Genomic DNA, 14,222 nt, shown 5'->3' with positions numbered 1-14,222 from the left:
ACTTTAGGAGTTCTTATGAAAGTTGTTAAATTTGGAGGTAGCTCTCTTGCCTCTGCTAGTCAATTAGAAAAAGTTTTAAACATCGTCAAAAGCGATTCAGAGCGTCGTTTTGTAGTCGTTTCTGCGCCTGGTAAACGCAATGCTGAAGATACTAAGGTTACGGATGCCTTGATTAAATACTATCGCGACTATGTTGCTGGTAACGATATTAGCAAGAGCCAAAACTGGATTATCGACCGCTATGCTGCTATGGTTAGTGAACTAGGACTAAAACCAGCTGTTTTAGAAAAAATCTCTAAAAGCATTCGCGCCTTGGCCACTCTTCCTATTGAAGAGAATGAATTTCTCTACGATACCTTCCTAGCAGCCGGTGAGAATAACAATGCTAAATTGATCGCAGCCTACTTTAATCAAAATGGGATTGATGCCCGCTATGTTCACCCTAGAGAAGCTGGTATTGTGGTCACAAGTGAACCTGGTCACGCTCGCATCATTCCATCAAGTTATGACAAGATTGAAGAATTGACAAATGCAAATGAAGTCCTTGTCATTCCTGGTTTCTTTGGAGTTACCAAGGAAAATCAAATCTGTACCTTCTCACGTGGAGGATCAGACATTACAGGTTCTATCATTGCTGCCGGTGTTAAGGCCGACCTCTATGAAAACTTTACAGACGTTGATGGTATCTTTGCAGCCCACCCTGGTATTATCCACCAGCCACACTCAATCCCTGAGTTGACCTACCGTGAAATGCGTGAGTTGGCCTATGCAGGATTCTCAGTCCTTCATGACGAAGCCCTTCTTCCTGCCTACCGTGGAAAAATCCCTCTGGTTATCAAGAATACCAACAATCCTGACCACCCAGGTACTCGTATCGTTCTAAAACACAGTAGTGATGAATTCCCAGTTGTGGGAATTGCTGGTGACTCAGGCTTTGTCAGCATCAACATGTCCAAATACCTCATGAACCGCGAGATTGGATTTGGTCGCAAGGTTCTGCAAATCCTTGAAGATCTCAACATCGGTTGGGAACATATGCCAACAGGTATCGACGATCTTTCAATCATCCTCCGTTCTCGCGAACTAACTCCTATCAAGGAAGAAGAAATCCTTCGTCAGTTGGTTCAAAAGGCTGAAGTAGACCATGCAGAAATCGAGCACGACCTTTCAATCATTATGATTGTTGGTGAAAAGATGAAGAGTCATATCGGAGTAACTGCTACTGCGACACGTGCTCTATCTGAAAATAAGATCAACATCCAGATGATGTCTCAAGGTTCTAGTGAAGTGTCTATTATGTTTGTTGTCCATAAGGACCAAGAGAAAGCAGCGATTAAAGCCCTCTACAATGCCTTTTTCGGTGAAAGTAAGGAAGACTAAGCATGGCTCAATCACTTAACAAAACAGTGCTCCTCAATACAACAGGCACCTCTTACCTCTCTATAGCTGGGAAAGTTGGGAAATTTCTTGTCGGTGATCAGGCTCTTGAATTTTACCCAGATGTCAATGTCGAACAATTTATCCAGATTCCTTGGAGCCATATCAACCAGATTGGAGCTAATGTCTCTGGTCGCAAAATCAGTCGCCACTTCGAAGTCTTTACAGACAGAGGAAAATTCCTCTTTGCTTCAAAAGACTCAGGTGCTATTCTCAAAATTGCACGCGAAAAACTGGGTAATGACAAGGTCGTCAAACTTCCTACCCTGATTCAGACAATTGGTCAAAAATTTAAAAATCTATTTGCAAAAAAGTAGAAACTTTAGTATAATCATAGCAACGGATAAGTAGGTTATCTTCTTCTTTCAGAAAGTCTGCGGGTGCTGCGAGCAGATAGGAGGGATAGGTGAAATTCTACCGTTAATAACAATTACATACACAATCAAGTGCACACCTGTGAAGTTGGATGGAACCGTGGCCCTGCCACTCCAACGCTTTGTCAGGTGTGCTTTTTTCATAAAGGAGTTCTTATGTTAGATATCAAACGTATTCGTACAGACTTTGATGCTGTCGTAGAAAAATTAGCTACACGTGGTGTAGATGCTGCTATCTTAAACGAGATGAAAGAAATCGATGCTAAACGTCGTGACATCTTGGTCAAGGTTGAAACTTTAAAAGCAGAACGTAACACAGTTTCTGCTGAGATTGCCCAAGCCAAACGCAACAAAGAAAATGCAGATGACAAGATTGCTGCCATGCAAAATCTATCTTCTGAAGTCAAAGCCTTGGATGCTGAATTGGCAGAAATCGATGCTAAATTGACAGAATTTACCACTACTCTTCCAAACATCCCAGCTGACAGTGTTCCTGTTGGGGCTGATGAAGATGACAATGTGGAAGTTCGCCGTTGGGGTACTCCACGCGAATTTGACTTCCAACCTAAAGCCCACTGGGATCTTGGTGAAGACCTTGGTATCCTTGACTGGGAACGAGGTGGTAAGGTAACGGGCGCTCGCTTCCTCTTCTATAAAGGCCTCGGTGCTCGTTTAGAACGTGCTCTCTACAACTTTATGTTGGATGAGCATGGTAAGGAAGGCTATACAGAAGTCATCACGCCTTACATGGTTAACCATGACTCTATGTTTGGTACTGGTCAATATCCAAAATTCAAGGAAGATACTTTTGAACTCAGCGACAGCAATTATGTCCTTATCCCTACAGCTGAAGTTCCTCTGACAAACTACTACCGTGATGAAATCCTTGACGGTAAAGACCTGCCAATCTACTTCACTGCTATGAGTCCATCATTCCGTTCTGAGGCTGGTTCAGCTGGTCGTGATACTCGTGGCTTGATTCGTTTACACCAATTCCACAAGGTTGAAATGGTCAAATTTGCCAAGCCAGAAGAATCTTACGAAGAATTGGAAAAAATGACAGCCAACGCTGAAAACATTCTTCAAAAACTTAACCTTCCATACCGTGTCGTTGCGCTCTCTACTGGAGATATGGGCTTCTCAGCCGCTAAGACTTACGACTTGGAAGTTTGGATTCCAGCACAAAACAATTACCGTGAAATCTCAAGCTGTTCAAACACAGAAGATTTCCAAGCCCGTCGTGCCCAAATCCGTTACCGTGATGAAGCTGATGGCAAGGTGAAACTCCTTCATACCTTGAACGGTTCTGGACTTGCAGTTGGACGTACAGTGGCTGCTATTCTTGAAAACTACCAAAATGAAGATGGTTCTGTGACCATCCCAGAAGTTCTTCGTCCATACATGGGTGGAGCTGAAGTTATCAAACCATAAAAAATAAGGTTTAGCTATTTCTAGCTAGACCTTTTTTCGTAACCAAATCAGATAAGCGCCTAATACAAAGAGTAAAATAATTAAGCAAATAGCGGTTTCAGCCACTACCAAATAATCCAAAAATGGAAGTTTCAAGATTCCCTGAGCCATCTTAAGCGAAGTAGCTGTGATAATGGTCGGGAAGGTGAGGGCTGAGAAGGCTGGTTGAAAACCTTGTTTTAAAATATTGGGCAGACGAGTTAAAACAAAGAAAAAGAAGGATTGAGAAACCAAAATCATGGCAATCAAGAGCCAAGTCGGTAGGCTGGCTCCTCCAACTCGAACTAGGGAAGCCAAGAGTAGAGAAAAAGGAGCACAGTAGATCCCTTCTTGTCCAAGCAAGGCTAGTGGGAGCGGAGTTTTCTTTAAATCGCTATAAATAAGAGGATAGAGATAGAAGGTTAGGAGAAAACCAAAACTCAAGGTCGCATAGGCAATGTCGATGATACCTACCAGAGGATAGGTCAAGGCAGCTACTGCTATCCCTACATAGAGAACAGTCCAGCTTGGAGTCGCACTGACTCTCTTACCTGGACAGGCAAACTTAATGGTAAAACCAGCAATCAAGGCCACATCCAAGAGAAATGAAAACCACCAGAGTCCTTGCGCTACCAAAGGAAGATGAGGGAAGACGCGAAAGACATAAGTCGATAAAATCATCCCAGCCATGGGAAAGGTCGCCATTCCTGACAAAAGAGGGGGCTTGGTCAATTCTTGCTTGGTTTCCTTCCAATTAAAGAGATGCAAAATCAGAAAGTAAGTCCACAAAACCAAACCTGTCAGACTCAACAGATGGGACAGAACCGGCAACGTATCTAAAATGAGATTCCCAGCTCCTGCCAAACCTAGCAAACAACCAGAAAATACCAAGGGGAGTTTTTTCATCCTAACCTCCAATAATCATGTTAATTTCAGTATAGCATAAAAGCGCTTAAATGAGGACTTAAAAAATGAAGTCCATTCATTTCAGACTTCATTTTTTACTCAGATATTAATTAAGCATAAGGTTGCAATTCTGGATTAATTGGTGTATTGGCTAGATTATTGGCATAGTTACAGAGGCTTGCTAGGCTGACTCCAAGAATCACATCCAAGGCATTTTGTTGAGTGTAGCCAGCTTCTAAAAACTCAGCTAAGGCTTCATCTCCTACACGACCCTTGGTATTGATAACTGCCAAGGTAAATTTAGCTAGGGTGTCCAATTTAGGATCCGTTTCAATTGGAGTACGATTGCGAAGGGCTTGAAGAAGGTCATCATTCATCTGGATTTGTTTGATGGAAAAAGCTGTGTGACCTGCGACGCAGAAGGCACAACCATTAGTTACAGCTGCCGTGATTTGCACCACTTCGCGCTCAACGGGTGTTAGGCTGTTTCGACGGTTGATAGCTCCGACAGTACGGTAAGCCTCTAAAGCAGTCGGTGCATTAGCCAAGAGACCGATTAGATTGGGAATATAGCCATTGTTATCTTTTTCTACTGTTTCTAGAACCTCTTTCACTTCTGCTGGTGCTGATTCTACTGTATGGATGGTAAATGTTGTCATCATAAAACCTCTTTTCATTTTGTTGAAATCTAGTCTATCACAGATTCTATACCGTGTATAATATATATTTTAAATTGCACCGATAGAAATTTTTTATGAAAGCAAAAAAAATCACACGAGCTGTGTGATTTCATTATTTATCAAAATAATTTTTAGTCTCAGCAATGACGACTGGCGATAAGACTAAGAGGGCAATCAAGTTTGGTAGAGCCATCAAGGCGTTAACGATATCTGCGATAATCCAAACCATATCCAACTCGATAAATCCTCCCAACAAGACCATGAGCACAAAGACCACACGGTAAAGCCAGATAAAGCGAACCCCAAATAGGAACTCAAAACAACGTTCCCCGTAGTAGTTCCAACCTAGAATTGTCGTAAATGCAAAGAGCACAAGGAAGATGGTCAAGAGGGCAGGTCCAAAGTGTGAAAAGACTGTTGAGAAGGCTGACTGAGTCAAGGCAACCCCATTTAAGTCGCCACTCCAAACACCAGTTACCAAGATGGTCAAACCAGTCAGAGTACAAATGATGAGGGTATCAATAAAGGTTCCTGTCATGGAAATCAAACCTTGCTCTACTGGTTCATTTGTCTTAGCAGCCGCAGCTGCAATGGGAGCAGAACCCAGACCAGATTCGTTTGAGAACACACCACGCGCCACACCATTTTGAATAGCCATCCGAATGCTAGTGCCAGCAAATCCACCTACCGCAGCAACAGGACTAAAAGCGGATGTCAAGATTAAAGCGATTGTAGCAGGGATTTTCTCGATATTAAAGAAAATGACTGTAAGAGTTCCCAAAATATAAATAATAGCCATAAAAGGAACAACAGTAGTTGAAACCTTTGAAATGGACTTGAGTCCACCAAAGACAGCAATCGCTACAAATACAGACAACACAAGAACCGTGATAGCTGGCGAAATAGTCGTTGTATTTTGGATAGATTCTGTAATTGAGTTGACTTGGGTGAAAGTCCCAATCCCCAACAAAGCTACTAGAACACCTGCTAGGGCAAAGAAGATGGCAAGTGGTCGCCACTTTTCTCCCATACCTAGAAGGATATAGTGCATGGGACCTCCCGCCACTGCACCATGGTCATCCTTGGTACGGTATTTGATAGCCAAGAGTCCTTCCGCATACTTGGTAGCCATCCCAAAGAAAGCAGCCATCCACATCCAAAAGAGAGCTCCTGGGCCACCGACCTTGATAGCCGTCGCGACTCCGATAATATTTCCCGTACCAACTGTCGCTGCCAAGGCTGTACATAAGGCCGCAAAGCTGGATACATCGCCATGCCCCTTGTCCTTAGTAAAAATAAGCTGGAAGGCCTTAGAGAGACGCAAAACCTGCAAAAGTCCTAAACGGGCAGTTAGGTAAATCCCTGTTCCGACCAAGAGAATCAAGAGGGGTGGGCCCCAAGCAAAAGCATCGATTGATTTAAGCAATTCTAACATTTCCTTCTCCTATCTTTTCAACCCCAAAAGAAAGAGCACATGCAAGATACATGTACTCTGGAATGCTTAGATAAATGCCAAAAAGCGGTCTATCCTAGCTCTGTCCTTTTACCTGAGAGTTTGAGCAGTTGCCTGCCTTGCCCCTTCGGTGCCTTTACGGTCTCTCCAGAGTTCCGTCCATTTACAGTCATGGAAAATCAAACGATTCGCCACTTCTATTAAACTTCATTCGGTGTTGGTATTTAATTGATTCTTATTTTACAAAAAATGTTGGCTTTTGTCAATGTGTTTATTAGTAAAACTTAATTCAACAGTTTTTACTTTATGAATTCCGAAATACTTCTATCCTTTAAAGGTCACAATAGTTGCACCACTGCCTCCAGCATTTTGTGGGGCATAGCCGAAACTCTTGACATGTTTGTTTCTTTGTAGGTATTTGGTGACACCTTCACGGATGACACCTGTTCCGATACCATGGATGATATCGACTTGGGCCATATTGTTAAGCAGGGCTTGGTCGATAAAGGCATCTAGCTCATTCATAGCCTCTTCATAGCGCTTGCCTCGAAGGTCCAGTCTGGCTTGAGGTCCTCGACCAGAAGTTCGTTTCACAACATTGACCTGTTTCTTCTTGACCTGCTTTTCTTGCTGGGCTTGAACGAGGTCAAATTCTTTTTCTTCCAAGGTCATCTTGATTAAACCGACTTGTGCTTCCCAGCGACCATCCTTAAGTTGACTGGTCAAGGTACCACGCTGTCCATAACTGAGAACCACGATATCATCTCCCACCTTTGGAGCTCGTTTTTTCTTGGCCTTTTGAAGGACCTTGTTTTTAGACAAATCTACTTTTTCAGGAGCCAATTTTTTCAACTTGGTCTTGGCTTCAATGATTTCATGGGGTTTGAGTTGAGATTTACTATGGAGATTCTTGAGAATCTGGTCACTTTCACTTAGGGCCATGTCTACAATCTCACTAGCTTGTTCACGCGCCTTATTAAGCTCGGTTTCCTTTTCACGATTGAGTTCGTTGTAAAGTTTTTTGAGAGCACGGTTCATCTTGAGATTTTCTTGCTCCACCTCACGGATATTGTCCAAGCGTTTGCGACTCTCTAGCGTCTGCTCTTCCAGTTGCTCAATAATCCGGTTGACATCATTATCCTGGTCGACCTGCTGACTGGCATCCCCTACGATAACTTCAGATAGGCCTAGACGTTTGGCAATTTCAAAGGCATTGCTTCGGCCAGGAACACCCTGCATAAAGCGATAGGTTGGGCGAAGAGTTGCAGTATCAAACTCCATGCTAGCATTTTGCACAAAGGCTGTCTCAATACCATAGGCCTTGAGCTCTGGATAGTGGGTTGTAGCCATGGTCTTGACTTGACGCAGACGAAGGTCCTCCAAAATAGCCATGGCAAGGGCAGCTCCTTCTTGAGGATCTGTACCAGCCCCCAACTCATCCAAGAGTAAGAGTGAATGTTGATTAACCTTGCCAAGAATATCCACGATATTAGTCATGTGGCTAGAGAAGGTAGACAAGCTCTGCTCAATAGACTGCTCATCTCCAATATCGGCAAAGATTTCTTCAAAAACACCCACACGACTTCCCTTATCAGCTAAAATCGGCAAACCTGACTGAGCCATAACCTGTGTCAAGCCCAGAGTTTTAAGCATTATAGTCTTCCCACCTGTATTGGGACCTGTAATGACAATCGCTGTTAAATCTTGACCAAAATGGACATCATTTGCGACGGCATTTTTGACCAAAGGATGGCAGACATGGAGCAGTTGAATCTCTTGATTTTCTGACAGCAGAGGTACGACTGCTTGTCTTTCTTGGATAAAGCGGACCTTGGCACGAATCAAGTCTAGATGGCCGATAATCCAAGCATCATTGGCAATCTCAGCCGCATGAGGGCGAACACGCTCAGAAATTTCTTGGAGAATGCGAAGCATTTCATAGCGCTCATCTGCTCGCAAACTGGCAATTCCTTCGCTCAGTTTGACCACCTCACGGGGTTCGATATAGACGGTATTTCCACTAGCAGAAATATCATGAACGACACCAGCAATCTTATTGCGGTAGGTGTTTTTGACAGGTAAAACCTGACGCCCATTTCTGCTGGCAACGATTCCTTCTGTCAACATCTGGGCTTTTTGTTTGAGCAGATCCTGTAAAACATCGCGTACCTGACTCTCGCTATCATGGATTTTTCGACGGATACGCGCCAATTCTTCACTGGCAAAATTTTCAATGAAACCTGCATCATTAAAGGCTTGGAGATTTCCTTGTAATTGCGGAAAATCATGTAATTTCTCAAACCAAAGGGCTAATTCTTCCAAGCTAACATTTTCCAGATTGGCATAAAAACTTTGCAGTTCTCGGCTGGCAAGAAGTACGCGCTTCAAGAGGAGGAACTCCTCGATATTGAGATCCGCTCCCATCTCCAACCGCTTGCAAACTCCTGCGATTTCTTTAGTTGCAAGAATGGTAAAATGCGGTTGCTCGACAAAGAGAGCCTGCATTTCCTTCATTTCAGCAAAAGCCTGTTTGATTTTATCCGCTTTGGCAGTTGGAGCAAGCTGTCTCAATTGCTCCAAGCCCTGCTCAGTCAACAAATGGGGTTCAAACAAGGCTTTGACCTTATTGAACTCTAATGTTTCTAATATTTTCTTATTCATCTTTATTTCCTTGTCTTTGAATGTCTAGGTGTGGTATACTCAATGAAAATCAAAGAGCAAACTAGGAAGCTAGCCGCAGGTTGCTCAAAACAGTGTTTTGAGGTTGCAGATGGAAGCTGATGTGGTTTGAAGAGATTTTCGAAGAGTATTAGCTTTTTACATTCTGATAGATTCGAGTCAATCTGTAAACAAAGGGCTAGGAAAACTCCTGCCCTTTTTATCCGATTAAATTTGTCACCCAGATTTGTTTGAGCCAACTGGTTGTTACTGGTATGCTCTGGATGATGTGTTTTGCGACGATACTCTTTTCAAGAGGATTTTGTATAGCTGCCATGGGGATGGTCGCCAAGATTGTCAAGGCCATTTGCAAGACAAATAAGGTCACCAACATGGACAAGATACCTGCTGAAACTTGGAACAACTTACCACCCAGTTTTTTACTAGGAAGTAAGTGTAAAAGAAGACCAAGCAAACGACCGATGCTATAGACAATCCCAAATACAAGCAAGTAGCCGATACCTGCATAAAAGACCTTATCTAACTGAAAGAGTTGATCCGATGGGAAAAAGAAAGTTCCCTGACCTTCCTGCGGATTTGCATAAGGGACCAACAAATGAAATTGCTCACCAAGTCCCTTATAAAACTGGCCAGCCACAAAAGCCGATGCCATAGCTGAAATCAGGTAATAAACCTGTAAGAGCAGGCCTCTCCGATAACCGATATAAAATCCCCAAGCCAAGACCAATAGAAGAAGGAGTGAAATCATAAGGAATCCTCAATCTTGCTCTGTTCTTGCTTGCAAGTCACAAGCTTGTGACGGAGTTCTTCTAATTCTTGCTCCTTATCATCAAATTCAATCTCACGGCTGAGCTGAGTCGATAAACAGTTGACCGCCAACAAAAGAGCGATTGTTTCATCATCTGCACTAGGCATTTGTTCTTTAATTGCTTGGTATTTTTCTGTCGCAACCTTGGCGATTTCCTCCATAAAAAGGTTATCATGCTCGCTTGTCAAGGTTAATGATTTTTTCCCGAATGTAAATTTGAATCGATTTAGATTTGCCATAAAATTCACCTCACGATATTATACCAAAATTCGCTAATTTTGTCAGTTTTTACAAATTTGCCTGCTTTTGTGGTACAATAGAAACTATGGCAAGTATAACACTCACACCAAGCGAAAAGGAGATTCAGGCTTTTCTTGAACACTATCAAACCAGTCTGGCTCCCAGCAAGAATCCCTATATTCGCTACTTTTTGCGACTACCTCAAGCAACGGTTTCTATCTATACTTCTGGAAAGGTCTTGCTTCAGGGTGAAGGAGCTGAAAAATATGCTAGTTTCTTTGGCTATGAGGTTGTAGAGGAAAACACGGGACAAAATCTCCATTTGATTGGGACAGATGAGGTAGGGAATGGTTCCTACTTTGGTGGGCTTGCAGTTGTGGCTTCCTTTGTCACACCTGACCAGCATGCCTTCTTGCGAAAACTCGGTGTGGGGGATTCTAAGACTCTGACAGACCAAAAGATTCGTCAGATTGCTCCCATTCTCAAGGAAAAAATCCAGCACCAAGCACTGCTTCTCTCACCAAGCAAGTACAACGAGGTCATTGGAGACCGCTACAATGCTGTTTCGGTTAAGGTTGCCCTCCATAATCAGGCTATCTATCTCCTCCTTCAAAAAGGACTTCAGCCTGAGAAAATTGTGATTGATGCCTTTACCAGTGCTAAAAATTATGACAAGTACTTGGCACAAGAGGCCAATCGTTTCAGCAATCCTATCAGCTTAGAAGAAAAGGCTGAGGGCAAATACTTGGCTGTCGCAGTTTCTTCTGTCATTGCGCGTGATCTCTTTCTGGAAAATCTTGAAAATCTGGGACGAGAACTGGGCTATCAACTTCCAAGTGGAGCTGGAACGGCTTCTGACAAGGTGGCTAGCCAGATTTTACAAGCCTATGGTATGCAGGGACTCAATTTCTGCGCCAAATTGCACTTTAAAAATACTGAAAAAGCGAAAAAACGCTTAGAAAGGTAAGTTATGAATTCATTTAAAAATTTCCTAAAAGAGTGGGGATTGTTCCTCCTGATTCTATCATTACTAGCTTTAAGTCGTATCTTTTTTTGGAGTAATGTCCGCGTAGAAGGGCATTCCATGGATCCTACCCTAGCGGATGGCGAAATTCTCTTTGTTGTCAAACACCTCCCTATTGACCGTTTTGATATCGTGGTGGCCCATGAGGAAGATGGCAATAAGGACATCGTCAAACGTGTCATCGGAATGCCTGGCGACACCATCCGTTACGAAAACGATAAACTTTACATCAATGATAAAGAGACGGATGAGCCTTACCTAGCTGACTACATCAAACGTTTCAAGGATGACAAACTCCAAAGCACTTACTCAGGCAAGGGCTTTGAAGGAAATAAAGGAACTTTCTTTAGAAGTATCGCTCAAAAGGCTCAAGCCTTCACAGTCGATGTCAACTACAATACCAACTTTAGCTTTACAGTTCCAGAAGGAGAATACCTTCTCCTCGGAGACGACCGCTTGGTTTCGAGCGACAGCCGCCACGTAGGTACCTTCAAAGCAAAAGATATCACAGGGGAAGCTAAATTCCGCTTCTGGCCAATCACCCGTATCGGAACATTTTAAGAGACCTAAGAGGCCGAGAATCAAGAATCTCAGCCTCTTCTTCTATCGTGAGAATATGATTATTCACTATCCAGTTTGATTAAGATAGAAACAAAGTTATACTCAATGAAAATCAAAGAGCAAACTAGGAAGCTAGCCGCAGGTTGCTCAAAACAGTGTTTTGAGGTTGCAGATGGAAGCTGACGTGGTTTGAAGAGATTTTCGAAGAGTATTAACTCTCACCTATTTATGCAAAGGAATCTTATGGAAGTTTATTTTTCAGGAACCATTGAACGGATTATTTTTGAAAATCCCAGCAATTTTTATCGCATCCTCCTCCTAGAAATCGAAGATACGGACGCAGAAGATTTTGATGATTTTGAAATCATTGTCACGGGTACCATGGCTGACGTGATTGAGGGAGAAGACTATACCTTTTGGGGGCAAATTGTCCAGCACTCCAAGTATGGGGAGCAACTGCAAATCAGCCGGTATGAACGAGCAAAACCAACTAGCAAGGGGCTAGTTAAGTACTTTTCGAGTAGCCATTTCAAGGGAATTGGTCTCAAAACAGCTCAGAAAATCGTGGATACCTATGGCGACAATACCATTGACGAAATTCTGCAACACCCGGAAAAGCTAGAAGGCATCGCAGGACTCTCTGCCAAAAATCGAGAGGCTTTCGTTTCTACTCTCCGTCTCAACTACGGAACAGAGATGGTTTTGGCCAAACTAGCCAACTACGGCATTCCCAACAAACTAGCCTTTCAGATTCAAGACTTTTACAAGGAAGAAACCCTTGATGTGGTTGAAAATTATCCCTACCAATTGGTTGAGGATATCAAGGGTTTGGGATTTACTATTGCTGACCAATTAGCGGAAGAACTAGGCATCGAAAGTCAGGCTCCCGAGCGCTTCCGTGCCGGTCTAGTTCATAGTCTTTTTCAGGCCTGTATGGAAACAGGGGACACCTATGTTGAAGCACGGGATTTGCTAGAACAAACTCTTACTCTCCTTGAATCTTCTCGCCCCGTGGAACTGGATCCCAGTCAAGTGGCCCAAGAACTCTCCTACCTGATTGAAGAAGACAAGGTTCAGCAAGTTGATACCAAGATTTTTGACAACAGCCTCTTTTTCGCTGAGGAAGGTATCCGCAGTCACTTGGTTCGTATCCTTGAAAAAGGAAAACAGAAGAGTCATGATTTAGAAACCATTCAAAAACATATCACTACTGTCGAGGAAGAGCTGGGAATTGAGTATGATAACATTCAAAAACAAGCTATCTGTGATGCTATCCAAAACAAGGTCTTTATTCTGACAGGTGGCCCAGGTACTGGTAAGACAACGGTTATCAATGGGATCATCGCTGTTTATGCCCTTTTAGAAGGACTTGACCTCAGGAAAAAAAGCAACCTACCGATTCTTCTTGCTGCTCCAACTGGACGAGCCGCTCGGCGCATGAATGAATTGACAGGTTTGCCTAGCGCTACTATACACCGCCACTTGGGAATGACAGGCGACGATGATACCAGTCATCTGGAAGATTATCTGGATGCTGACTTTATCATCGTAGATGAATTTTCTATGGTGGATACTTGGCTGGCCAATCAACTCTTCTCCAACATCTCTTCTAACAGCAAAATCCTCATCGTAGGTGACAGCGACCAGTTGCCTTCTGTCAGTCCTGGACAGGTTCTAGCGGATCTGCTTCATATTCCTTTGATTCCTCAGACTCGCTTGGAAAAAATTTACCGGCAAAGCGAAGAATCAACCATCGTCACCCTAGCTAGTCAGATTCGACAGGGCATCTTGCCAGCTGATTTCACCCAGAAAAAAGCTGACCGTTCCTACTTTGAAATCGCTAGTGGCCATATTCCTGCCACCATTGAAAAGATCTTAGGTGCCGCCCTCAGAAGTGGTATCCCTGCCCGTGATATCCAAGTTCTGGCTCCCATGTACCGAGGGACGGCAGGGATTGATGCCATCAACCAGCTCATGCAAAACCTCCTTAACCCATCACAAAAAGATCAACTCAGTTTTGAGGCTCCCCAATGCCACTATCGTAAGGGCGACAAGGTCATTCACTTGGTCAACGATGCTGAAATCAATGTCTTTAACGGAGATTTGGGAGCTATCACAGATCTGATCCCTGGTAAATATACCGAATCGAAGCAAGACGAGATTGTCATTGATTTTGACGGTAACGAAGTCTCTTACCCACGTAACGAATGGTACAAGATTCGTTTGGCCTATGCCATGAGTATCCATAAGTCTCAGGGAAGTGAGTTCCCTGTTGTCATCCTACCGATTACTAGTGCTAGTAGGCGTATGCTGGAGCGCAATCTCATCTATACAGCCATTACACGCGCCAAAAGCAAGCTTATCTTACTAGGTGAATTACAGGCCTTCGATTATGCCACCCAACACATCGGAACTGCCCGAAAAACCTATCTAATTGAACGCTTCAGTGATTTATTGGAGAATGTTGAAGAAAAGCAACAAACTGTCTCAGAAACTGCCACATCAAGTGCATCTGAACAATTCTACATCCTGACCGAAGAAAACTGGGACAGCATCCCCGCCATGATTGGGATTACAGACGCAGACCTCAAAGAGATTTTTGGAAAATAGT

At 43.3% G+C, this 14,222-nt stretch carries 12 protein-coding genes and 1 riboswitch; of the genes, 6 read left to right on the top strand and 6 right to left on the bottom strand.

What is annotated here, in order from left to right; translation table 11 throughout:
* The first annotated feature begins 15 nt into the window (after positions 1–15).
* From ACORHU_RS01940 to serS, 3 genes are all read left to right on the top strand, one after another.
* On the top strand, positions 16–1,380 hold the full coding sequence (locus ACORHU_RS01940; protein WP_153196852.1) for an aspartate kinase: 1,365 nt from the start codon (positions 16–18) through the stop codon (positions 1,378–1,380).
* Positions 1,381–1,382: 2 nt separating this feature from the next.
* On the top strand, positions 1,383–1,754 hold the full coding sequence (locus ACORHU_RS01935; RefSeq protein ID WP_049487025.1) for a DUF956 family protein: 372 nt from the start codon (positions 1,383–1,385) through the stop codon (positions 1,752–1,754).
* Between the two features lie 213 nt (positions 1,755–1,967).
* Positions 1,968–3,242 (top strand): serine--tRNA ligase, encoded by a 1,275-nt coding sequence (gene serS, locus ACORHU_RS01930; protein WP_434364644.1) that lies wholly within the window; start codon positions 1,968–1,970, stop codon positions 3,240–3,242.
* A gap of 24 nt (positions 3,243–3,266) precedes the next feature.
* On the opposite strand, the gene ACORHU_RS01925 is transcribed toward serS, so the two are convergent.
* From ACORHU_RS01925 to zapA, 6 genes are all read right to left on the bottom strand, one after another.
* On the bottom strand, positions 3,267–4,166 hold the full coding sequence (locus tag ACORHU_RS01925) for a TDT family transporter (protein ID WP_000735979.1): 900 nt from the start codon (positions 4,164–4,166) through the stop codon (positions 3,267–3,269).
* Between the two features lie 110 nt (positions 4,167–4,276).
* Positions 4,277–4,825, bottom strand: a complete 549-nt coding sequence (locus tag ACORHU_RS01920; protein WP_025171378.1) for a carboxymuconolactone decarboxylase family protein — start codon at positions 4,823–4,825, stop codon at positions 4,277–4,279.
* Positions 4,826–4,958: 133 nt separating this feature from the next.
* Entirely contained in the window at positions 4,959–6,281 is a 1,323-nt protein-coding gene (locus tag ACORHU_RS01915; protein ID WP_434364643.1) for an alanine/glycine:cation symporter family protein, read from the bottom strand.
* 90 nt (positions 6,282–6,371) lie between these two features.
* A riboswitch (glycine riboswitch) is annotated at positions 6,372–6,460 on the bottom strand.
* A 163-nt stretch (positions 6,461–6,623) separates the two neighbouring features.
* Positions 6,624–8,960, bottom strand: coding sequence for an endonuclease MutS2 (locus ACORHU_RS01910; RefSeq protein WP_414511756.1), 2,337 nt, complete (start codon positions 8,958–8,960; stop codon positions 6,624–6,626).
* Between the two features lie 217 nt (positions 8,961–9,177).
* Positions 9,178–9,726 (bottom strand): CvpA family protein, encoded by a 549-nt coding sequence (locus ACORHU_RS01905; protein WP_004262935.1) that lies wholly within the window; start codon positions 9,724–9,726, stop codon positions 9,178–9,180.
* Positions 9,723–10,025, bottom strand: a complete 303-nt coding sequence (gene zapA, locus ACORHU_RS01900; RefSeq protein ID WP_000002019.1) for a cell division protein ZapA — start codon at positions 10,023–10,025, stop codon at positions 9,723–9,725. Before zapA ends, ACORHU_RS01905 begins: the two co-directional genes overlap by 4 nt.
* An 86-nt stretch (positions 10,026–10,111) precedes the next feature.
* Here zapA and rnhC point away from each other — a divergent pair, with 86 nt between their 5' ends.
* The 3 genes from rnhC to recD2 all read left to right on the top strand — a co-directional run bounded on the left by rnhC (position 10,112) and on the right by recD2 (position 14,221).
* Positions 10,112–10,993: a ribonuclease HIII gene (rnhC, locus tag ACORHU_RS01895; protein ID WP_434364642.1), complete on the top strand. Its 882-nt coding sequence runs from the start codon at positions 10,112–10,114 to the stop codon at positions 10,991–10,993.
* 3 nt (positions 10,994–10,996) lie between these two features.
* Positions 10,997–11,611 (top strand): signal peptidase I, encoded by a 615-nt coding sequence (gene lepB, locus ACORHU_RS01890; protein WP_001083986.1) that lies wholly within the window; start codon positions 10,997–10,999, stop codon positions 11,609–11,611.
* Between the two features lie 243 nt (positions 11,612–11,854).
* Entirely contained in the window at positions 11,855–14,221 is a 2,367-nt protein-coding gene (gene recD2, locus ACORHU_RS01885) for an SF1B family DNA helicase RecD2 (RefSeq protein WP_434364641.1), read from the top strand.
* Position 14,222 lies beyond the last annotated feature (1 nt).

It is taken from the genome of Streptococcus sp. KHUD_015 (genome assembly GCF_051106265.1).
In the GTDB taxonomy this organism is placed as follows: domain Bacteria; phylum Bacillota; class Bacilli; order Lactobacillales; family Streptococcaceae; genus Streptococcus.
The sequence above is the reverse complement of the archived record's forward strand: the minus strand, read 5'-3'. Positions and strand labels throughout refer to the sequence as shown.